Annotated in this window: 18 protein-coding genes; all 18 read left to right on the forward strand. The window is 29.2% G+C overall.

What is annotated here, in order from left to right; genetic code table 11:
* Positions 1–53 precede the first annotated feature (53 nt).
* The 18 genes from I4V51_RS09925 to I4V51_RS10010 all read left to right on the forward strand — a co-directional run bounded on the left by I4V51_RS09925 (position 54) and on the right by I4V51_RS10010 (position 22,853).
* The gene (locus I4V51_RS09925; protein WP_195988281.1) at positions 54–977 is read left to right on the forward strand and encodes an ATP-binding cassette domain-containing protein; all 924 of its coding nucleotides are present in this window, start codon (positions 54–56) and stop codon (positions 975–977) included.
* Positions 970–1,851 (forward strand): ABC transporter permease subunit, encoded by an 882-nt coding sequence (locus tag I4V51_RS09930; protein ID WP_195988282.1) that lies wholly within the window; start codon positions 970–972, stop codon positions 1,849–1,851. The genes I4V51_RS09925 and I4V51_RS09930 overlap by 8 nt, the downstream gene beginning before the upstream one ends.
* Before the next feature lie 76 nt (positions 1,852–1,927).
* On the forward strand, positions 1,928–2,641 hold the full coding sequence (locus tag I4V51_RS09935; protein ID WP_195988283.1) for an ABC transporter ATP-binding protein: 714 nt from the start codon (positions 1,928–1,930) through the stop codon (positions 2,639–2,641).
* On the forward strand, positions 2,634–4,250 hold the full coding sequence (locus I4V51_RS09940) for an ABC transporter permease (RefSeq protein ID WP_195988284.1): 1,617 nt from the start codon (positions 2,634–2,636) through the stop codon (positions 4,248–4,250). The genes I4V51_RS09935 and I4V51_RS09940 overlap by 8 nt, the downstream gene beginning before the upstream one ends.
* Before the next feature lie 224 nt (positions 4,251–4,474).
* A complete protein-coding gene (locus tag I4V51_RS09945) occupies positions 4,475–5,359 on the forward strand; it encodes a HAMP domain-containing sensor histidine kinase (protein ID WP_195988285.1) in 885 nt (294 codons plus the stop codon).
* Between the two features lie 292 nt (positions 5,360–5,651).
* Positions 5,652–6,497, forward strand: a complete 846-nt coding sequence (locus tag I4V51_RS09950; RefSeq protein ID WP_195988286.1) for an HAD hydrolase-like protein — start codon at positions 5,652–5,654, stop codon at positions 6,495–6,497.
* Positions 6,498–6,525: 28 nt separating this feature from the next.
* A complete protein-coding gene (locus tag I4V51_RS09955; protein ID WP_195988287.1) occupies positions 6,526–7,551 on the forward strand; it encodes a sugar kinase in 1,026 nt (341 codons plus the stop codon).
* Between the two features lie 63 nt (positions 7,552–7,614).
* A complete protein-coding gene (gene uidA / locus I4V51_RS09960; protein ID WP_195988288.1) occupies positions 7,615–9,414 on the forward strand; it encodes a beta-glucuronidase in 1,800 nt (599 codons plus the stop codon).
* A gap of 133 nt (positions 9,415–9,547) precedes the next feature.
* Positions 9,548–10,237 carry a GntR family transcriptional regulator gene (locus I4V51_RS09965; protein ID WP_195988289.1) on the forward strand — a complete coding sequence of 230 codons (690 nt, stop codon included), beginning with the start codon at positions 9,548–9,550 and terminating at the stop codon, positions 10,235–10,237.
* Between the two features lie 205 nt (positions 10,238–10,442).
* Positions 10,443–11,294 (forward strand): SDR family oxidoreductase, encoded by an 852-nt coding sequence (locus tag I4V51_RS09970; RefSeq protein WP_195988290.1) that lies wholly within the window; start codon positions 10,443–10,445, stop codon positions 11,292–11,294.
* A gap of 14 nt (positions 11,295–11,308) precedes the next feature.
* Entirely contained in the window at positions 11,309–11,917 is a 609-nt protein-coding gene (locus I4V51_RS09975; RefSeq protein ID WP_195988345.1) for a bifunctional 4-hydroxy-2-oxoglutarate aldolase/2-dehydro-3-deoxy-phosphogluconate aldolase, read from the forward strand.
* A 91-nt stretch (positions 11,918–12,008) separates the two neighbouring features.
* Positions 12,009–13,061: a mannonate dehydratase gene (gene uxuA, locus I4V51_RS09980; RefSeq protein WP_195988291.1), complete on the forward strand. Its 1,053-nt coding sequence runs from the start codon at positions 12,009–12,011 to the stop codon at positions 13,059–13,061.
* A gap of 19 nt (positions 13,062–13,080) precedes the next feature.
* Complete coding sequence (uxaC, locus tag I4V51_RS09985) at positions 13,081–14,478, forward strand: glucuronate isomerase (RefSeq protein ID WP_195988292.1); 1,398 nt, start codon at positions 13,081–13,083, stop codon at positions 14,476–14,478.
* A gap of 118 nt (positions 14,479–14,596) precedes the next feature.
* The gene (locus I4V51_RS09990; RefSeq protein ID WP_195988293.1) at positions 14,597–15,991 is read left to right on the forward strand and encodes an MFS transporter; all 1,395 of its coding nucleotides are present in this window, start codon (positions 14,597–14,599) and stop codon (positions 15,989–15,991) included.
* Positions 15,992–16,129: 138 nt separating this feature from the next.
* A complete protein-coding gene (locus I4V51_RS09995) occupies positions 16,130–17,899 on the forward strand; it encodes a glycoside hydrolase family 3 N-terminal domain-containing protein (protein WP_195988294.1) in 1,770 nt (589 codons plus the stop codon).
* A 295-nt stretch (positions 17,900–18,194) separates the two neighbouring features.
* On the forward strand, positions 18,195–21,020 hold the full coding sequence (gene uvrA / locus I4V51_RS10000; protein WP_195988295.1) for an excinuclease ABC subunit UvrA: 2,826 nt from the start codon (positions 18,195–18,197) through the stop codon (positions 21,018–21,020).
* A 74-nt stretch (positions 21,021–21,094) separates the two neighbouring features.
* Entirely contained in the window at positions 21,095–21,544 is a 450-nt protein-coding gene (locus I4V51_RS10005; RefSeq protein ID WP_195988296.1) for an FHA domain-containing protein, read from the forward strand.
* Between the two features lie 85 nt (positions 21,545–21,629).
* Positions 21,630–22,853 carry an FtsW/RodA/SpoVE family cell cycle protein gene (locus I4V51_RS10010; RefSeq protein ID WP_195988297.1) on the forward strand — a complete coding sequence of 408 codons (1,224 nt, stop codon included), beginning with the start codon at positions 21,630–21,632 and terminating at the stop codon, positions 22,851–22,853.
* Positions 22,854–22,855: the final 2 nt, after the last annotated feature.

A 22,855-nucleotide genomic window follows, 5' to 3' on the forward strand; every position in this document is an offset into this window, starting at 1 on the left:
AAAGAAAAATAAATGAAAAATATAAATAGGTTTAAGCTAGGGGGTAAATATAAATGAAAGAAGTTATATTAAAGACATATAACATTACCAAAAAATATGGAAGTCAAGTAGCAGTAAATAATGTTAATATGACAATTAAAAAAGGTGATATATATGGGTTTATTGGTCAAAATGGAGCAGGTAAAACTACATTAATAAGACTTATTACAGGATTAATTCACAAAAGTGGCGGAGAAATAGAGCTTTTAGGAGCAAGTGGTGAAGCTGAATTAAATAAAGTAAGAACAATGGTAGGAAGCTTAATTGAAACCCCTTCATTCTATACAAATATGACAGCAAGGGAAAATCTTGAAGTTTCTAGATTAGTTAGAAATATACCAGGGAAGAAGTGTATAGATGATGTATTAGAGTTAGTTGGATTAAAAGATGTTGAAAAGAAGAAGGTTAAAAATTTTTCATTGGGTATGAAACAGAGGTTAGGAATCGCTAATGCGTTAATGGGTAATCCAAAGCTACTTATATTAGATGAACCTATAAATGGACTTGATCCAATGGGAATAGTTGAAATAAGAGAACTTTTAAAGAAAATAAATAAAGAAAAAGATATGACAATATTAATATCTAGTCATATATTAAGTGAGTTATCAGAGCTTGCAACTACCTATGGAATAATATCAGAAGGAAAGTTAATTGAAGAAATAACAGCTAAGGAACTATCAGAGAAATGGAGACAGTATATAAATTTAAAAGTTGATGATACATCTAGAGCAGTAACTTTATTAGAAAGAGAGTTGGGAATAACTGATTACGAAGTTTTAGAAAATAAGAATATAAAGGTATTTTCTAATTTAGATAATGTAGGAGAAGTAAATTCTATGCTTTCAAAGTCAGGAGTTATTGTTGAAAGTATAAGTATTAAGGGAGAAAACTTAGAAGAATACTTTATGAATACAATTGGAGGTGCGTTAAATGCTTAAGGCAATACAAGCAGAATTATATAAATTATTTAAAGACAGAACATTTAAGGCACTAATAGTTGTTACAATTTTACTATCTACAATGACAATAGTTATGTCCTCACCAATTTTTGATAACATACTTAATGATAGCTTAGGTGATATGCCTCAAGATCAAAAGGAGGCAATTATGCAACAAATGACAAACATGTCAGACAGTGATGCAATTGTGACACCAGGGCAGTTGGGAATGCATTTACAAGCTAAGGACATTATGAATCCAACTTCTATAGAAGTATATCATGCTTCATTTGGATCAGGTGTTATGGAGATATTAATAGGAATATTAGTTGCAGCATTAATGGCAAAAGAATATTCACAAGGTACAATTAAAAACTTCTTAGCTTATGGGAAAAAAAGAGAAGAGTTTTATTTAGCAAAGTTTGTATCCATGATTGTAGCAATTATAATAATTTTAGTTATTATGACAATATTACCAACAATAGCAGTTACTATTATGAATGGCTGGGGACAATCATTTGAGTTTTCACAAATATTAGGAATGATAAAAACATTTATAGTATCGGTAGTAGCTAGTTCAGCAGTAGCAGCATTAGCAATGGTTATAGCAACATTAGTAAAGAGTAATGGAGCTACAATTGGAATAACGGTAGCAATATTTATAGGAGTTCCAACGTTTGCTGGATTTTTATATGGAATATATCCTTGGTTTGATAGAGTTTATGAAGTGTTACCATTTTATAATTCAGCATTAGCAACATCTATTAAAGCTGGAAATACAGACTTACTTAGGTCTTTACTAATTGCATTAGTAACAATAGTAATTTCGTTATTTGCAGGAATAAGAATATTTAAAGCTCAAGATATTAAATAAAAATGTGCTTCAAGGGCAATAAAAAATGAAAGCGACAAAAATCGCGTGCCCCTGGGGCAATAAAGGAGATTATCTTATGTTAGAAATTAAGAATTTTTCAAAGGAATATTCAAAAGGAAAAAGGGTAGTTGATAATATATCATTAACAGTTAAAAGTGGAGAGATATTTGGATTTATAGGGCATAATGGTGCAGGAAAAACAACTACCATTAAAGCTGTAGTTGGTATTTTAGAATTTTCAGAAGGAGATATATTAATAGATAATAAGTCTATAAAAAAGAGGCCTATAGAGTGTAAAAAGCTAATGGCGTATATTCCAGATAATCCAGATCTTTATGAGGCTTTAACAGGAATTCAATATTTAAGCTTTATAGCAGATGTGTACAAGGTAAGCAAGGAACAAAGGGAAAAGTTAATTAAATATTATGGAGATAAACTAGAGTTAACTAAATATCTAGGTGATTTAATATCCTCCTATTCACATGGAATGAAACAAAAGCTTGCAGTAATATCAGCATTAATTCATAAGCCAAAGTTATTAATTCTTGATGAACCATTTGTTGGACTTGATCCTAAGGCAGCTCATACTCTTAAAGAAATAATGAGAGAAATATGTAATGAAGGAAGTGCAATATTTTTCTCAACACATGTATTAGAAGTAGCAGAAAAATTATGTGATAAAATTGCAATTATTAAAGGTGGAAAGATAGTTGCAGTAGGAAGTACTGAAGAGGTTAAAGGAAATAATTCATTAGAAGATGTATTTATGGAGTTGATTGATAATGAGTAATTTATTTATTTTACTAAAAAATTCATTTATAAATAGCACAGGAATTAACTCTTTATCTAAAGGTGTAAGTTCTTCTAAGGAAAAAAGAACGCTATTAATTACTACAGGAACATTATTGTTAATAGCAGCAGTAATATGCTTCATGACAACATCATATTCAATAGGACTAGCTATAGTATTAAAGCCAATGGGGTATTTAGATTTAATATTAATAATTGCTGTGTTATTTTCATGTATTTTAAGCTTTATAACATCAATCTATAAAGCTCAAGGGACATTATTTAGTTCAAGGGATTATGATTTATTAATGGCTCTTCCAATAAAAAATAGCACAATATTAACTAGTAAAATATTAAGCTTAATGTCTATAAGTTATATAGGAACAGCACTTATAATAGTACCAGCATCAATAGTCTACTTCATTTATAATGGAAACCTATTATGGGTTTTCTTTATTATATTAGTAATAGGATTAATATTTATCCCAATGATTCCTATAATAGCAGCCTCAATAATAGCTGTAGTTATAACTTTTATATCATCAAGATTTAAGCACAAGAATATTGCAACTATAGTTGTTGGAATGATAGCTTTTCTATTAATTATGGTAGCTTCTATGAATATGCAAAATTATATCAATGCATTTATTGCAAATAGCGATTCAATAGTAAAAGGTATATCTAGTATATATCCGCCAGCAATGTATTTGAAAGAAGCATTAATAAATTACGATATAGCTTCTTTAATAAAGTTTGCACTAATATCAATAATTCCATTTGTGATATTTATATTTGTTTTTAGTAAAATATTTAAAACTATAAATGGAAAGTTAGGAGAAAGTTATAAGAAAGCAAACTATAAAGTAGCTAAATTAGAAAAAAGTAGCGTAACAAAGGCTTTGGTAAATCAAGAGTTAAGAAGATATTTTGCAACACCAATTTATGTTATGAATACAGCAGTGGGAATGGTCTTATTAATTGGAGGGGCTATAGCTACATTGTTTATAAGTAAAGAAACACTAGTAGAACTTTTAGGATATCCTGAAATAGCAAATATGATTCCAATAGGAGTATTAGTTGTATTAGTTTTTACTATTGGATTATCTTGTATAACAAATTCATCTATATCATTAGAAGGAAATAGATTATGGATATTAAAATCATTACCAATAGAGCCTAAGGATATATTTAAGGGTAAAATAATAGCTAATTTAGTAATAACAATTCCAGCATCAATTATAGCTAATATAATATTTTATATAGGATTAAAATTCGAGATTAAATATCTAATATTGAATTTATTAATAAGTATAGTATTTGCAGTTATATCAGCTGTTTTAGGCTTAATAATTAATTTATATTTTCCTAAAATGGAGTGGACAAACCCTACAGTAGTAGTAAAACAAAGTGCAAGTGTAATGATTACTTCTTTAGGAATAATGATATTATCAATAGCAATTGTTGGACTATCACTTTGTTTAATTAAAGTATTTAGTATTACTAATATAATAGTTATTTTAAGTGTAGTTTTAGTTATATTCTTAATAGTTTTATTTGTTTCAATTAAAGTATTAAATAATATGTGTACTGAAAAATTTAATAGATTATAGAAGGAAAATTGCCTCTGGGAAAAGTCATTATTATAGATATTTTCTACAGGGGCAACTTGTTTTAATTTATAGATTATTGGAAATATTTTATATATAGAATATAATAGATTTAAGAATATGGTTGTATGATTACTATAAAATAAGTATTGGGACTTTGTACATAGTGTATGATATTGTATTTAAAATTCTATATACAGTGTATTAAGGTAGATATAGGAGAAATAATGGGTATAATATGTATTTTAATAGCAATAATTATTGTTTTAATTGCTATTATTATAGGATATAAAAGAGAATTTAGAAGAATAAGAAAAGAAATTAATAATAATTTAAATGATTATATAAATATAAAAACAAAATCTGTAGATAAGGATTTAGAAGCTCTAGTTGCAGAAGTAAATTTAATATTTGATTCAAAACAAAAAGTTGTGGCAGAAAAGAAGAAAACTGAAGAAGAATTAAGAGCAAGTATAGCAAATATGTCACATGATTTAAGAACTCCATTAACATCAATAATGGGATATTTACAAATGATCAGACTAGAAAATATTTCGGAAAATGATAAAAATGAGTATATGGATATAGTAGAAAAAAGAACAAAGTCATTACAACAGCTTATAAGTAGTTTTTATGATTTATCAAGAATAGAAGGAAATGAGTATAACTTCCAATATAAGAAGGTTAATTTAAACAACATATTATGCGAAAATATAGCTATATTTTATAATGATTTTATAAATAATAATATTGAACCTATTATTGAAAGTGATGAAGATATTAAGGAAATTATATCGGATGAGGGTGCAATTACCCGTATTTTCTCAAATTTAATAGGAAATATGATTAAGCATGGTGAAAACTTTGTAAAAATAACATTAAAACAAGAAGAGGATGTAATAATAACAGAATTTATTAACAAAGCAACAGAATTAACTGAAGAAAATGTGGATAAACTCTTTGAAAGATTTTATACTGTGGATAAATCAAGGAGTGATAGAAATACTGGATTAGGGTTATATATAACAAAGGTACTAGTAGAAAAACTAGGATATAATATAACTGCTACAATAGATAATGAAAATTTAGTAATAAAGATAATATGGAAATAAATAATATACATTCATAAATGCAAGTAAATTAGATAATAACTATTTACTTGCATTTATTTTATATATAAATAATGAAATAGATTAAAAATTATTGAAATAAAAATACTAATATGCTAGTATACTAGTAAGAGGAAAAATTTTGTTGTTAAAAGGCTATATTATAGATTAGTGTTAATGTGATTGCATAAATATTTATTGTTAAACTACACCATTCATAAAATATGATGTCCACATAAAAGCATTAACACTAACTACAGAAATCTCTTAAAATAACTAATAGTAGGTGAAATTTATGAGTAATTTTTTAGATAACTTTATTAAGAAAAAAGACTTTCTAATTTGCATAGATTCTGATGGATGTGCAATAGATACTATGGATATTAAGCATATAAAATGCTTTGGACCATGTATGGTAACAGAATGGAATCTTGAAGAATGGAAAGATGATATATTAGAAAGATGGAATGAAGTTAATCTTTATACATTGACTAGGGGAATAAATAGATTCAAAGGCTTAGCTGTAGCTCTTATAGAAATTAATGATAAATACATACAAATAGATGGGTTAGATGAATTTGTAAGATGGACTGAAGAAACTAAGGAGCTTTCAAATGAGTCTTTAGAAGCTGAAATAGAGAAAACAAATAATATTTGTGTAAAAAAGGCGTTAGAATGGTCTAAGTCTGTAAATAAATCAATTGATTTGTTAAGCGATGATGAAAAATGCCCATTTGAAGGGGTAAAAGAAGCTATTATAACAGCTAAAAAAGTTGCAGATATAGCAATAGTATCATCTGCAAACGAAAAAGCAGTTTTAGATGAGTGGAGTCAACATGGTCTTTTAGAAAGTGTTGATATAGTTTTAACTCAAAATATTGGCTCAAAAGCTTATTGTATAAATAAACTTATTGAAAAAGGATATAGCAGAAATAATGTATTAATGGTTGGTGATGCTTTAGGTGATCTTAAAGCTGCTGAAGAAAATGAAGTTTTATACTATCCAATAATGGTTAGAAAAGAAAAAGAATCATGGTTCAGATTTACTAAAGATGTTTTAGAAAGATTCACTAATAATTTATATAATGGTGAATACCAAGAAAAAGTTATAGCAGAATTTAAAGCAAATTTATCTAAATAAAGCTATCTAACAAGGGGATGTAGTAAGGATGAATGATTTAGGTTTTAGAAGTAAAAAAGTATTGGGGTTTGGAGAGATAATGTTAAGGCTTACTCCACCCAATAACCAAAAAATAATACAGGCAAATTCATTCGAGGCTGTGTATTCAGGTGGAGAAGCAAATGTAATAGCAAGCCTTGCTATATTAGGGCATGATACTAAGTTTGTAACTAAACTTCCTAATAATTATTTAGGAAAGAAGGTTATTAGCAAGTTCAGAGGTTATAATGTTGATGTAAACGATATTGTTATAGGTGAAGGTAGATTGGGTGTATATTACTCTGAAATTGGACATGGCCTTAGAAGCACTGAAGTTATATATGATAGAAAATATTCAGCAATATCTATGGCATCAAAAGATGAATTTAATATAGATGATATGTTGAAAGGTGTTGGATTAGTTCATCTATCAGGAATAACTCCAGCTTTGAGTAGTGATTTAAAGGAACTTATAATAGATATTTCAAAGGCTTGTAGAAAACAAGGAATTTTGCTTTCTTATGATTCAAATTATAGATCAAAGTTATGGTCTATAAATGAAGCCAAGGAAGTGTTAGAAGAAATATTACCATATATAGATTTTGCATTTTTAGGACATCTAGATATGGTTAATATATTAAAATTTGAGGATAACAACTTAGAGTTTGAGGAAAAATTACAATATCATTATGAAATGCTATTTAAGAAATATCCAAACTTAAAATATGTAGCATGCACTAGAAGGACTGTAAATTCAATTAATAATAATACATTAAAAGGATATTTATTTAATGGAAAAGAACTATTAAAATCTAATTCATATACTTTTGATATATTAGATAGAGTTGGTGGAGGAGATGCGTTTACAGCAGGAATATTACATGGAATTTTAAATGAAATGCCAAATGAAAGAATTGTAGAATTTGGGACATGTGCTAGTTCATTAAAACATTCAATAATAGGTGATATAAATATAATTGATGAAGATACAATTAATTCAGTTATAGATAATGGATTATGTAATGTAAAAAGATAATAAAATCATATAGATTTTTATAATAAAAAAGGGTTGAAAAATTATATTTTAGGAGGAATTATTATGTTATATCCAATAATGACAGAATCAAGACAATTAATAGACTTAAATGGTATATGGAGATTTAAATTAAATGAAGGAAATGGCTTAACAGAAGAGTTAAGTAAAGCACCATTAAAGGATACTATAGAGATGGCTGTACCATCATCATATAATGATTTAGTAGAAAGTCAAGAAGTAAGAGATCATGTTGGATGGGTATGGTATGAAAGAAGTTTTACTATTCCTAAAACATTACTTAATCAAAGAATAGTATTAAGATTTGGTTCAGTAACTCATGAGGCAAAGGTATATTTAAATGGGAAATTATTAGTTGAGCATAAGGGTGGATTTACTCCTTTTGAAGCAGAGATAAATGATTTATTAATAACAGGGGATAATAGATTAACTGTAGCAGTAAATAATATAATTGATGAAACTACGTTACCAGTAGGATTAGTAAAAGAAGTAGAGGTAAATGGCAAGAAAGTTATAAAAAATTCAGTTAATTTTGATTTCTTCAATTATGCAGGTATACATAGACCGGTAAAAATATATACAACGCCAAAAAGTTATGTAGAAGATATAACTATTGTTACTGATTTTAAAGAAAATGATGGATATGTTGATTATAAGGTGAAAACTATAGGTGAAGGTAATGTTAAAGTAACTATAATTGATGAAAAAAATAATATAGTTGCAGAAGGCGTAGGAGAGTCAGGCAAGCTAACTATAAGTGATGTACATTTATGGGAGCCTATGAATGCATATCTTTATAAGTTAAAAGTAGAATTAGTAAATAATGATGAAAGTGTTGATACTTATTTTGAAGAGTTTGGAGTAAGAACAGTTGAAGTAAAAGAAGGAAAATTCTTAATTAATAATAAGCCATTCTATTTTAAAGGGTTTGGTAAGCATGAAGATTCTTATGTAAATGGAAGAGGAATAAATGAAGCTATTAATGTAAAAGATTTTAATTTAATGAAGTGGATTGGAGCAAATTCTTTCAGAACAGCTCATTACCCATATTCTGAGGAAATAATGAGACTTGCAGATAGGGAAGGTATAGTTGTAATTGATGAAACACCAGCTGTTGGATTACATTTAAACTTTATGGCAACAGGTTTTGGTGGAGATTCTGCTAGAAGAGATACGTGGAAGGAAATTGGAACTAAAGAAGCTCATGAAAGAGTTTTAAGAGAGTTAGTTTCAAGAGATAAAAACCACCCATGTGTTGTAATGTGGTCTGTAGCAAATGAGCCAGATTCTGATTCAGAAGGTGCAAAAGAATATTTTGAACCATTAATAAAATTAACAAAAGAATTAGATCCTCAAAAGAGACCTGTTACTGTAGTTACTTACTTAATGTCTACACCGGATAAATGTAAGGTTGGAGATATAGTAGATGTATTATGTTTAAATAGATATTATGGATGGTATGTAGCTGGTGGAGAACTAGATGAAGCTAAAAGAATGCTTGATGAGGAATTAAAAGGCTGGGAAAAAAGATGTCCTAATACTCCAATAATGTTTACTGAATATGGAGCAGATACTGTTGCAGGAATGCATGATACAGTTCCAGTTATGTTTACTGAAGAATATCAAGTAGAATACTATAAAGCTAACCATGAAATTGTAGATAAATGCAAGAATTTTATTGGAGAACAAGTGTGGAATTTTGCTGATTTTGCTACAAGTCAAGGTATTATAAGAGTTCAGGGAAATAAAAAGGGTATATTTACTAGAGAAAGAAAGCCTAAGATGATAGCTCATTCTTTACGTGAAAGATGGACTAGTATACCTGAATTTGGATATAAAAAATAAAATATTAATATTTTATTTTTAAATTAGGTATACAGTGTATACCTAATTTTTTTTATGTTATAATGTAATATACTAGTGTACTAGAGTTCAAAGTTAAGATTTTTAAGGAAATATTATTAGGGGGTAATTTAAAGTGATTCTTTATGACAAATTAGATAAAGAAACTGGTAAGGATTATGTGTATAGGGTATTAAAGGATAATATTATGTGCTTAGAATTAAAGCCTGGTGAGCTATTAAGTGAATCAGATTTAGCTAAAAAATTAAATGTATCAAGAACACCTATAAGAGAAGTGTTAATAAAGCTTAAGGCTGAAAAGTTAATAGAGGTTAAGCCACAAGCAGGTACTTATGTTTCATTAATTGACTGGAACTTAATAGAAGAAGCTATTTTTATTAGATATAATTTAGAAAAAGAAGCACTAAGAGAAGCTTGCGAAAATTTTTCTGAAGATATATTAATGGAAATGGAAAAATGTTTATTCGCTCAAAAACTAGTTGCGCAAAAAGGTAATAATTTATTAGAGTTTCATAATCTAGATAAAGAATACCATAGGCTATTATTTGTTGGAATAAATAAATCTAATGTATGGGAATCTATTTGTAATATAAGTACTCATTATAATAGAATGAGATTATTAGCAGAAATGAAACTAAATAAAGAGTTCATAGTAGATCAACATATAACTTATTTAGATATTATAAAAAATAAAGATAGTAATATTATTGATGAAGTTGTATCACATCATATAAAAGATCCAGTTGAACAATGGAAGAAATTAATAAAAGAAGAGCCTGAAATATCTAAATATATAGTATATTAAAAAATGATATATTATATTAATAAAATAATAAGTTTATTAAGAAAAATTAAAAAGTATAATATAGGTAAAAGTCATATAGTATTAAATTTAATATTATATGACTTTTTATTATAGAAAAAAATTTAAATGTTTTCAAAAAAGCTATTGTAATTCATATATTAATATGCTAGTATACAAGTATAGTAGTTGCAAGGAGGAATGGAAAATGAAATTACCATTTAATATTGATTTAAAAGATAAAGTTTGTGTTGTAACAGGTGGGACAGGAATACTGTGCGGAGCGATGGCAGATGCACTTGCAGAGTGTGGAGCAAAGGTTGCAATATTAGCATTAGGACAAGAAGCTTGTGACAACAAGGCAAAAGAAATAAATGAAAAAGGCGGAATAGCAATCGGTATTGATGCTAATGTTTTAGATAAAGAAAGCTTAAAAAAGGCTCATGAAATAATTAATAAAGAGTTCGGACCAGTTGACATATTAATAAATGGAGCTGGAGGAAACCATCCAAAAGGTACTACAACTAAAGAATATTTAGAAATGGAAGATTTAGAAAATGAAGAACTAACAACATTTTTTGATTTAGATCCAAAAGGAGTAGAATTCGTATTTAATTTAAACTTCTTAGGAACATTACTTCCATCACAAGAATTTAGTAAAGACATGTTAAATAAAGATGGTGCAACAATAATTAATATATCATCAATGAATGCATTTACACCACTTACAAAAATACCTGCATACTCAGGAGCAAAAGCAGCAGTAAGCAACTTTACTCAATGGCTTGCAGTACATATGTCAAAGGTTGGAGTTAGAGTTAATGCAATAGCACCAGGATTCTTTGTAACAGCCCAAAATCAAAAATTATTATTTAATGAAGATGGAACACCAACAGCAAGAACTGAAAAGATATTAAATAGTACACCTATGAGAAGATTCGGTGAAGCTGATGAATTAATAGGAACATTATTATACTTAGTATCTGAAGAAGCATCAGGATTTGTAAATGGAGTAGTTATTCCAGTAGATGGAGCATTTTCTGCTTATTCAGGAGTATAGGAGGACAAGTGAAAATGATTTTAAATGAATTAAAAGCAAACGGAATTGTAGCTGTAGTTAGAGGTAAAAGTCATGAAGAAGCTAGAGGTTATATGGAAGCTTGCTTAAGAGGTGGAATTAAATCATTGGAGCTTACTTATACAATACCAAATGTATGTGAGCTTATAAAAGAGTATAGTTCACATGCAGAAGCATTAATTGGAGTTGGAAGCGTTTTAAATGCTAAAATGGCTTCCGACGCAATTGAAGCTGGGGCAAAGTATGTTGTAAGTCCAGGATATAGTGAAGAAGTTAATAAAGTATGTAAGGACATGAATGTTCTTTACTTACCAGGCTGTATGACAGTAGGTGAAATAATGAAAGCTATGGATGCTGGAAATAAAATGATTAAATTATTCCCAGGAGATGCTTTTGGTGCAAAATATGTAAAAGCAATAAAGGCACCTATTCCAAACGTTGAAATAATGCCAACTGGTGGAGTTTCAGTAGATAATATTGAAGAGTGGTTTGCAAATGGAGTTTCTTGCGTTGGAGTTGGAAGCTCATTAATAAAAGGATCTCTTGAAGATATAGAAAATACAGCTAAAGCTTTTATGAAAAAGATGGACAAAATTAACAGTTAATTTTTTTTAACAAGGCTGGTATACTAGTATTCGTAAAGGTATACTGGGAAGTTAAAAAAGGGGATTTACTTAATAAAGGGAGGACAAAATCATGGAAATGACATTCAGATGGTATGGAAAAGATGATCCAGTTAAAATTGAATACATCAAGCAAATACCTGGAATGAAGGGAATAGTTACGGCTATATATGATATTCCAGTTGGAGAAGTATGGCCATTAGAAAGAATTTTAGAATTAAAAAAAGAAATAGAAAGTCATGGCTTAAAGCTTTCAGTAATAGAAAGTGTACCGGTACATGAAGATATAAAACTTGGTTTACCAACAAGAGATAAATATATAGCAAATTATATACAAACAATCAGAAACTTAGCAGAAGCAGGGGTAGATACAATATGCTACAACTTTATGCCAGTATTCGATTGGACAAGATCAGATTTAAATTATAAATTAGAAGATGGTTCTACATGTTTAATATATGATGAAGAACAAGTTAAGAAAATGGATCCAGCTTTAGGTGAATTAGAGTTACCAGGATGGGATACATCTTATGGTGAAGGTGGATTAAAAGCTTTATTAGAACAATACAAAGATATTGATGAAGAAGCTTTATGGAATAATTTAAATTACTTTATTCAACAAATAATGAAAGTTGCTGACGAAGTAAGAATGAAAATGGCAATACATCCGGATGATCCGCCATGGGGAATATTTGGATTACCAAGAATTATAACTAATTTTGAAAACTTAAAGAGATTTATTGATTTATATGATAGTCCATATCATGGAGTGACTTTATGTACAGGATCTTTAGGATGTACAAAGGTTAACGATATGGTTGAAATGGTTAATTATTTTGGTAAGGAAAGAAATAGAATACACTTTGCCCACCTTAGAAATGTAAAAATAACTGGTGAGAGTAGTTTTAATGAAGTTGCTCACTTATCAGAAGCAGGTTCATTAGATTTCTATGAAATAGTAAAAGCATACTGCGATTACGACTTCCAAGGACCATACAGACCAGACCATGGAAGAATGATATGGGGTGAAACAGGTAGACCAGGATATGGTTTATATGATAGAGCATTAGGTGCAGTGTATATAAATGGATTAATTGAGGCAATTAAAAAGAACAATAAAAATTAATTTATAAGGGGATAATGAAATGAAGAATTTTATGGATAAAGACTTTTTACTAGAAAATGAAGTAGCAAAGGTTTTATACCATAATTATGCTTCAAAGGTGCCAGTGTTTGATTATCACTGTCACCTAGTTCCTATGGAAATAGCTACAGATCATAAGTTTAAGAATTTAACTGAAATGTGGCTATACCATGACCACTATAAGTGGAGAGCTATGAGAAGCTTTGGTATAGATGAAGAATACATAACAGGAAATGCAAGTGATTATGATAAATTTTATCAGTTCGCAAAAATGATGCCATATTTAATTGGAAATCCTATTTATCATTGGTCTCATTTGGAGCTTAAAAGATTCTTCGGAGTAGAAGAAACCTTAAGTGAAAAAACAGCTGATATTATATGGGAAAAATGTAATAAGGCTATAGAAGAAAATGAATTAACGGCTAAAAAGTTAATTGAAATGGCTAATGTAGTTTATATTGGAACTACCGATGATCCTATAGATGATTTAAAATATCATAAGGAAGTAAAAGAAGATATCAACTTTAAATGTTCTGTTAATCCAAGTTTTAGACCAGAAAAGGCAATGAAGATACAAAATGAAGGGTTTAAAGATTACATAGATAAGTTAGCTGAAGTTAGTAATATTGAAATTAAATCTTTTGATGATTTAAAGAAAGCATTAGAAATAAGATTAGATTACTTTTATGAAAATGGATGTATGATTACGGACCACAGTTTAGAGAGGGTTGTTTTTTATACTTTTTCATGTGAAGAAATTAACGAAATATTTATTAAAGCTTTAAACAGACAGGATATAACTAATGAAGAAGCATCAAAATATTCTATAGCGTTATTAATAGCTTTAGGAAAAATGTATTCTGAGAGAAAAATGATAATGCAATTACACATAGGTGCATTAAGAAATAATAATACAAGAATGTTTAATAAGGTTGGTGCGGATGCTGGTTTTGATAGTATTGATGATGGAGAAATAGCTTATTCACTTTCAAGAATACTAGATGAATTAGACAAGGAAGATAATCTTCCAAAAACTATTTTATATTGCCTAAATCCAAAGGATAATGAAGTTATTGGTACTATGATTGGTAATTTCCAAGGCGGAAATATATCAGGTAAAGTACAGTTTGGATCAGGATGGTGGTTTAATGATCAAAAGGATGGTATGGAAAGACAAATGATGGCGTTATCACAACTTGGACTTATAAGTCAATTTGTTGGTATGGTAACAGATTCAAGAAGTTTCTTATCATACACAAGACATGAGTATTTTAGAAGAATATTATGTAACTATTTAGGTAATTTAGTGGAATGTGGTCAATATCCTTGGGATGAAGAAATATTAGGGGAGATTGTTGAAAACATTTGTTATAAAAATTCTGAGAAATATTTTAAATAATTAAAGTCAATATTTAAAGGGAATATAAGCATATTAAAATTCCCTTTAAATATAAAATATTATTTTATATTTAATGTAAATGTATACAAGGAAAAAATTATTTTGGGAGGATTGGAAAATGAGGTTTCTTGATTTAATAAGCAAAAAAGAAGAACAAGTGAAATCGTTTAATACTGGGGATAAAATAGGTTATGCATTAGGAGATTTTGGTTGTGCAGCATTTTTTGCATTTGTAAGTAGTTATTTAATGGTTTTCTATACAGATGTTTTAGGAATTGGTGCTGCGGCAGTTGGAACATTATTTGTTGTAGCTAGAATATGGGATGCCATAAATGATCCTATAATGGGAGTTTTAGTTGATAAGGTAGGAGTTACAAGACATGGTAAGTTTAGACCGTATGTTGTTAAGTTTGGTTTACCTATGGTTATAGTTGGAATACTAGCATTTACTGCAATTCCAGGATTACCAGAAGGTATGAAGTTACCTTATGCTTATGTAACATATATTTTATTTGGTATGTTATATACAGCAGTTAATATACCTTATGGTTCATTAGCATCAGTAATGAGTAGTGATCCAAATGAGAGAACGGCATTATCAACATTTAGAAATATTGGATCTATGGGAGCAAACCTTCTAGTAATGTTAATTGTTCCAAAGATAATTTTTAATGCTCAAGGAGCTGTAACTGCTGAAGGGTTTATAATTTGTGCAGTAATACTTGCAATAATTTCTTCTGTATCATTTTTCTTAAATTTTAGATTAACAAGAGAAAGAATTGTTCACCAAGCTAATAAAAACAAAAAGAGCATGGGGCAAACTTTAAAGGGATTAGTAAAAAATAGAGCTTTCATAGGAGTAGCTTTAGCTTCATTTGCTATGATGGCAGGTATGTTAACAGTTAATACATTAAACGTTTACTTATTTAAGGATTATTTCAAGGCACCAGGTTTAACAGCATTTGGAGGAATGGTTGGTATGCTTGCTAGTTTTGTAGTTATTCCTTTTGCAGGGGTGATTGTTAAAAAGTTAGGAAAGAAAGAAACTGCAGTTGTAGGATCTATAATACCAACAATAGTTTATGTAGGAATGTTATTTATACCAAACTTAACAGCTCCAGTTTATATTGTATTATCTTTTGTAGCTGGATTAGGATCAGGATTAATAAACACAATAATATGGGCATTAGTTGGTGATGCTATCGATTATCAAGAATACATTACTGGAGAAAGAAATGAAGGAACAGTTTACTCTTCATATTCATTAGCAAGAAAATTAGCACAAGCTATATCTGGTGGAATTGGTGGATTTGCATTATCTATACTAGGATACCAATCAGGAGCTGCAGAGCAAAGTGCAGCAGTTGGATTAGGAATTAAAAATATAGCTCTTGGTGGAGCAGCAATAGGATATGTTGTAACTGCATTAATTTTAATATTTGTATACAACCTTTCTAAAAAGAAAGTTATTGAAATGAATAATGCATTAATAAAAGTGAGAGAAGCAGTATAGCAAATAGCTTATTAAAATATAAAAATTAAGTTATACATTAAAAAATATATTTTGTAAGAAAAAGCAAGAGACTAGTATACCTCTACAGGTATACTAGTATTCCAAAATAAATTAAAGATGATAATGGAGGAATTAAAGATGGTAAATTTAAAATTAAAACCGTATAATCTTGATGAAGAATCAATAAAATGGGTAGAAGATACAATTGCAAATATGACACTAGAAGAAAAAATAGGACAACTATTTGTAAATATGGGAGCAAGCCGTGAAGAAGATTATTTAAAAAGCATTTTAGATAGTTATCATATAGGAGCTGTTCGTTATAATCCAGCTAAGGCTGAAGAAGTATATGATCAAAATAGAATATTACAAGAAAATTCTAAAATTCCATTATTAATAGCAGCAAATACAGAGATGGGTGGAAATGGAGCATGTACAGATGGTACATATGTAGGTATGGAAGTAAAAGTTGCCGCAACCCAAGATCCACACTACGCTTATGAATTAGGAAGAATATCAGGTATTGAAGCAGCTGCTATAGGATGTAACTGGAGCTTTGCACCAATTGTTGATATAAACAGAAACTGGAGAAATCCAATAATATCTACTAGAACTTGGTCTGCAGATGTTGACCAAACTTTAGAGTTATCTTTAGAATACATGAGAGGAATAATGGAGTCTGGAATTTTACCAGCTGCTAAGCATTTCCCTGGAGATGGTATAGATGAAAGAGATCAACATTTATCATTTGCTCCAAATACTTTATCTGTTGAAGAATGGAATGCTACTTTCGGAAAAGTATACTCTGGATTAATTGAAGCAGGTCTTCCGTCAATAATGGCTGGACATATTGCTTTACCAGAATACGTAAAACACTTTAATCCAGAAGCTACAATTCAAGAAATGAATATGCCTGCAACTTTAAGTAAATATGTATTAACAGATTTATTAAAAGGTCAAATGGGATTCAATGGATTAGTTGTAACTGATGCATCTCATATGGTTGCTATGACTTCAGCTATGAAACGTAAAGATATGTTACCAACTGCAATTGCAGCAGGTAGTGATTTATTCTTATTCTTCAATGATCCAGATGAAGATTTCCAATGGATGATGGAAGGATACAAAAATGGAGTTATAACTGAAGAAAGACTTCATGATGCATTAAGTAGAATATTAGGTTTAAAAGCTTCTTTAGGATTACACAAGAAAGCTAAGAATGAAATATTACAAACAAAAGAACAAGCTATGGCTAAGATTGGCTTAGAAGAAAATAAAAAGGCAGCATTAGAAATAGCTGATAAGGGAATAACTTTAGTTAAAAATAATGAAGTAATATTCCCAATTTCACCAGAAAAGACTAAGAAAGTATTACTTGTAAATGCTAAAGGTTTTGACGGTGGATTTGGTAAATTTATAGCTCTTATGCAAGGACCACAAAAAGGACCTGTTGATATAATGAAAGAATTATTAGATCAAGAGGGATTCCAAGTAGAAATATACGAATCACCAATAGATAAAATAATGAAATTACCAAAGGAAGAAATGGGGGCTGCTCTTGGAAATGTTTATGCTGGTAAGCGTCCAATTTCTGAATTAACTTCAAAATATGATTTAATTATAAATGTAGCTGATGTAGGGGCAAGTGTTGACCAACGTCTTCAATGGCCACCAAGTAAAGGTACTCCAGATATTCCATTCTATGTGAATGAAATACCTACTATCTTTGTTTCAGTACAATGCCCATTCCACTTAGCTGATGTACCACAAGTTAAGACTTATATAAATACTTATGATAGTAAAGATTATACGCTTAAAGCGTTAGTTGATAAAATGATGGGACGTTCAGAATTTAAGGGAGTTAGCCCAGTAGATGCATTCTGTGGTCTTGGAGATACTAGATACTAATAAAATTAAAGAAAAGTATTAAACAAAGTAAAAAACTATTAAATAATAAAATAACTATTACAATTCCAACTACACATTTAAAATATTATAGAGAAAACGAATAATAGATAAAAAGCATTTTCTTCTTTATTAAGAAAATGCTTTTTTGTTTTAAAAATTATAAAAAACAAAAGATAAATTTCATTGACAATAAAAATTAATAACTCTAAAATTAAATAAAGAATGTTTGTTCGAGAGTAAAATATACTATTTCTGACAAAAATAAATAATGAAGTATATTGAAGAGGGTTAAAAGATGAAAGATAAAATTATAGTAAAGGGTGCAAGAGTACATAACTTAAAGAATGTATCATTAGAGATACCAAGAGATAAATTAATAGTATTTACAGGATTATCAGGATCAGGTAAATCTTCATTAGCATTTGATACTTTATATGCAGAAGGTCAAAGAAGATATGTTGAATCTTTATCATCATATGCGAGACAATTTTTAGGACAAATGAATAAGCCAGATGTTGATTATATTGAAGGGTTATCACCAGCAATATCTATAGATCAAAAAACTACAAGTAAAAATCCAAGATCTACAGTTGGAACAATAACAGAAATATATGACTATTTAAGACTATTATATGCAAGAATAGGTATTCCACATTGTCCTAAGTGTGGAAAAGTAATTAGTCAACAATCAGTGGATCAAATTGTGGATCAAATAATGGATCTTGGGGATAGAACTAAGATTCAAGTTTTAGCGCCTATTATTAGGGGGAAAAAAGGAACTCATGAAAAAGTATTAGATAATATTAAAAAGAATGGATATGTAAGAGCTAGAGTTGATGGAGAAATATATGAATTAGCAGAAGAAGAGATAAAAATAGAAAAAACTAAAAAGCATAACATAGAAGCAGTAGTAGATAGATTAGTTATAAAAGAAGGAATTGAAGGTAGATTAAGTGATTCTTTAGAAGCTGCTTTAAAGTTAGGTGAAGGATTAGTAATCATAAATATAATTAATGATAGAGACATACTATTTAGTGAAAATTTTGCTTGTCCTGAATGTGGAATTAACATACAAGAGTTTGAGCCAAGAATGTTTTCGTTTAATGCTCCTTTTGGGAAATGTGAAAAATGTGATGGGTTAGGAACATTAATGGAGATAGACCCGGACTTAGTTATTCCAAATAAAAGCCTAAGTGTAATGGAAGGTGCAATAGCTACTTGGGGTGAAGGTAGATTAAAAGAGGATTCTTGGACTTATGCAATATTAAAAGCATTAAGTGAAGAATATGATTTAGATTTAAAAAGACCTATAAAGGAATTATCAAAAGAACAATTAGATTTATTATTATATGGAACAAATGGACACAAATTAATAGTTACATATACTAAAGATGGAGTAAAAGGCAAGTACTCATATGCATATGATGGAGAAATAAATGCACTTGCAAGACGATATAGAGAAACAAATTCAGATGTAATTAAAGGCGAAATTGAACAATATATGAGTAACAAACATTGTCCAAAGTGCAAGGGGGCTAGATTAAACAAGGAAGTTTTAGCAGTTACAGTTGGCGATAAGAATATATACGAATTTACGCAAATGCCTATTAGAGAGGAATTAGATTTTATTAATTCATTAAATTTCACTGAAAAGGAAAGAATAATAAGTGATCAAATAGTTAAGGAAATTAAGAGCAGATTAAAATTCTTAGTTGATGTTGGATTAGATTACTTAAACTTATCAAGAAGTTCAGGAACGCTTTCAGGTGGTGAAGCCCAAAGAATTAGACTAGCAACTCAAATTGGTTCAGCATTAATGGGTGTTTTATATATTTTGGATGAACCTAGTATTGGATTACATCAAAGGGATAATGATAAGTTGATTCAAACACTAAAAAACCTAAGAGATGTTGGAAATACTGTTATAGTTGTTGAGCATGATGAAGATACTATGAGAGAGGCTGATTTTATTGTAGATATTGGTCCAAGGGCAGGAGAGCATGGAGGACAAATTATTGCAGCAGGAACTGTAGATGAAATTAAGGCATGTAAGGAATCTATAACTGGTCAATATTTGACTGGAGAAAAAGAGGTTAAGGTTCCAGAAGTAAGAAGACAAGGTAATGGTGAATTTATTACAGTTGTAGGAGCTAAAGAAAATAATCTTAAAAATTTAACAGTTAAATTCCCGTTAGGAGTTTTAACTATGGTTACTGGTGTTTCAGGGTCAGGTAAGAGTACATTAGTAAATGAAATTCTTTATAAAGGATTAAATAAGATAATAAATAAAAGTAAGAATCCAACAGGTGCTTATAAAGAAATAACAGGTTACGAAAATATAGATAAGATTATAGACATCGATCAAAGTCCAATAGGAAGAACACCACGTTCAAATCCGGCAACTTATACAGGAACTTTTGATATAATAAGAGAATTATTCTCCCAAACACCAGAGGCTAAGATGAGAGGTTATAAGCCAGGAAGATTTAGTTTCAATGTAAAGGGAGGAAGATGTGAAGCTTGTTCTGGAGATGGAATTATAAAGATAGAAATGCAATTTTTATCTGATGTATATGTTCCTTGTGAAGTGTGTAAAGGTAAGCGATATAATAGAGAAACACTTGAAGTTAAATATAAAGGAAAAAATATTGATGATATCCTAAATATGACTGTAGAAGAAGCTTTAGAATTCTTTGAAAATATACCAAGAATAAAAAATAAGATTCAAACATTAAAAGATGTAGGGTTAGGATATATAAGATTAGGTCAACCATCAACACAATTATCTGGTGGTGAAGCACAAAGAATTAAACTTGCATTTGAATTATCTAAGAGAAGTACAGGAAAGACTTTATATATATTAGATGAACCAACAACAGGGCTTCATGTTGATGATGTTAATAGGCTAGTTGAGATATTACAAAGATTAGTTGATGCTGGAAATACTGTTGTAGTAATTGAGCATAATTTAGATATGATTAAATGTGCTGATTATATAATAGACTTAGGTCCAGAAGGTGGAGATAAGGGTGGTACTTTAGTAGCGCAAGGTAAACCAGAAGAGATAGTTAAAAAGGAACAATCTTATACAGGGAAATATCTTAATAAGTTATTAAGATAACTTAGATGGCTTGTTATTTTTTACAATAAGATTTAATATATAATGGTAAATATACATTAATTTGAGGTGAAAATATGAGTTTGGGAAAAGTAGTCACTTTTATAGCAGGAATAATTTTTATAATTTTGTTATATGTCATTATATATTATGCATTAAAGATAATGTATAAGGATGTTAAAACTGGTGGAAAACGAAAAAATAACAACTCAGGAATAAGGTATGGTATAGAGGTTATTCAAAAAGGGGTAAACTCCACACTGGAGCAAGGCTCTGTAGTACCTATTAGAGGAGTAACAACCTTAGGAAGAAAACAAGAAAATACTATAGTTTTAACTGAACCTTTTGTATCAGGAAATCATGCGAGGATATATACTAAAAATAACAATTTATATGTTGAAGACTTAAATAGCACAAATGGTATATATGTTAATGGTGAAAAAATAGAGGATAAGTTCAAGCTTATTGCTGATGATGAAATTAAAATAGGAAGTGCCATTTTTAAAGTTTTAAAATCAGGTAAGTAAAACTCTAAATCTGTGATTTAGTTAGTTGAACTTTCATCTTTGACGATAGGAAAAGATGTTTCATTTAAAGAATAGAGGTGAATTTATGAAAGCATTAAAGCGTGAAAAAAGATTACTTAGATTAGTATATCTGCTATGCTTACTACTTTTCACAACTTTAGGGTTTTTAGAACAACCTTTTGATAAATTTGCATTAATAATGGGGGTAGTCTTATGTGTTTTAATAGGCTATTCCCACTTTGTAATTAGAAGATTTTATCCGGATGGAGATAAATTCATATTAATTTTTGCAAGTGTGTTGGCGGTAGTAGGAGTAGCAACATTATATAGAATAAATAGAGTAACTGCAATTAAACAATTAGTTTGGATTGCACTAGGAATAATATCTTATATTTTAATTGTGGTAATTTTGCCTGACTTAAGAAGCTTTGCAAAATACAAGAAAATATATATGATAGTAACTTTAGTATTAATGCCATTAGCATTAATATTTGGTACAGAACAATATGGTGCAAAGAACTGGATTATAATAGGAAATGCAATATCTTTTCAACCTTCTGAATTTGGGAAAATAGCATTAGTATTATATTTAGCTTCAGCCTTAGCTACATATGAAGATAAAAATAACTTTAAAGAAGATTTCAAAGAACTATGGAAGCCAGCGTTAGTAGCAGGATTTTCTATGGGATGTATGGTACTTCAAAGAGACTTAGGAAGTGCATTAATATTCTTTGGTATTTCTATAACATTATTATATGTTGCAACATCTAAGAAAAAATATGTGTTTACTGCATTGGGATTAGCGGCAGTTGGATCAGTTGCTGGATATTCAATGTTTGGACACGTAAGAGAAAGAGTAATGATTTGGCTTGATCCATGGAAATATAAATTAGGAGAATCATATCAGATAATTGAAGGAATGTATTCAATTGCAGCAGGTGGATTATTTGGTGTTGGATTAGGTCAAGGCCATTTTCAGAACTTACCTGTTAAAGAAAGTGATATGATTTATGCAATTATTTGTGAAGAGTTTGGAATAATCTTTGCAATTGGATTAATGATAATATACTTTTTATTATTCTATAGAGGAATAAGAGCAGCCTTTGTTACAAATGATAAATATTCACAACTAATAGCAGTTGGATTTAGTACAATGATAGCCTGTCAAACATTAGTTATAATAGGAGGAATATTTGCAGTAATTCCATTAACAGGAATAACATTACCTATTATAAGCTATGGTGGTTCATCAGTGTTAACAATATTCTTTGCTTTAGGAATATTACAAAAAATATCAGAGGAGGCATAAAG

It is taken from the genome of Clostridium sp. D53t1_180928_C8, from assembly GCF_015667795.1.
Classification (GTDB): domain Bacteria; phylum Bacillota; class Clostridia; order Clostridiales; family Clostridiaceae; genus Clostridium.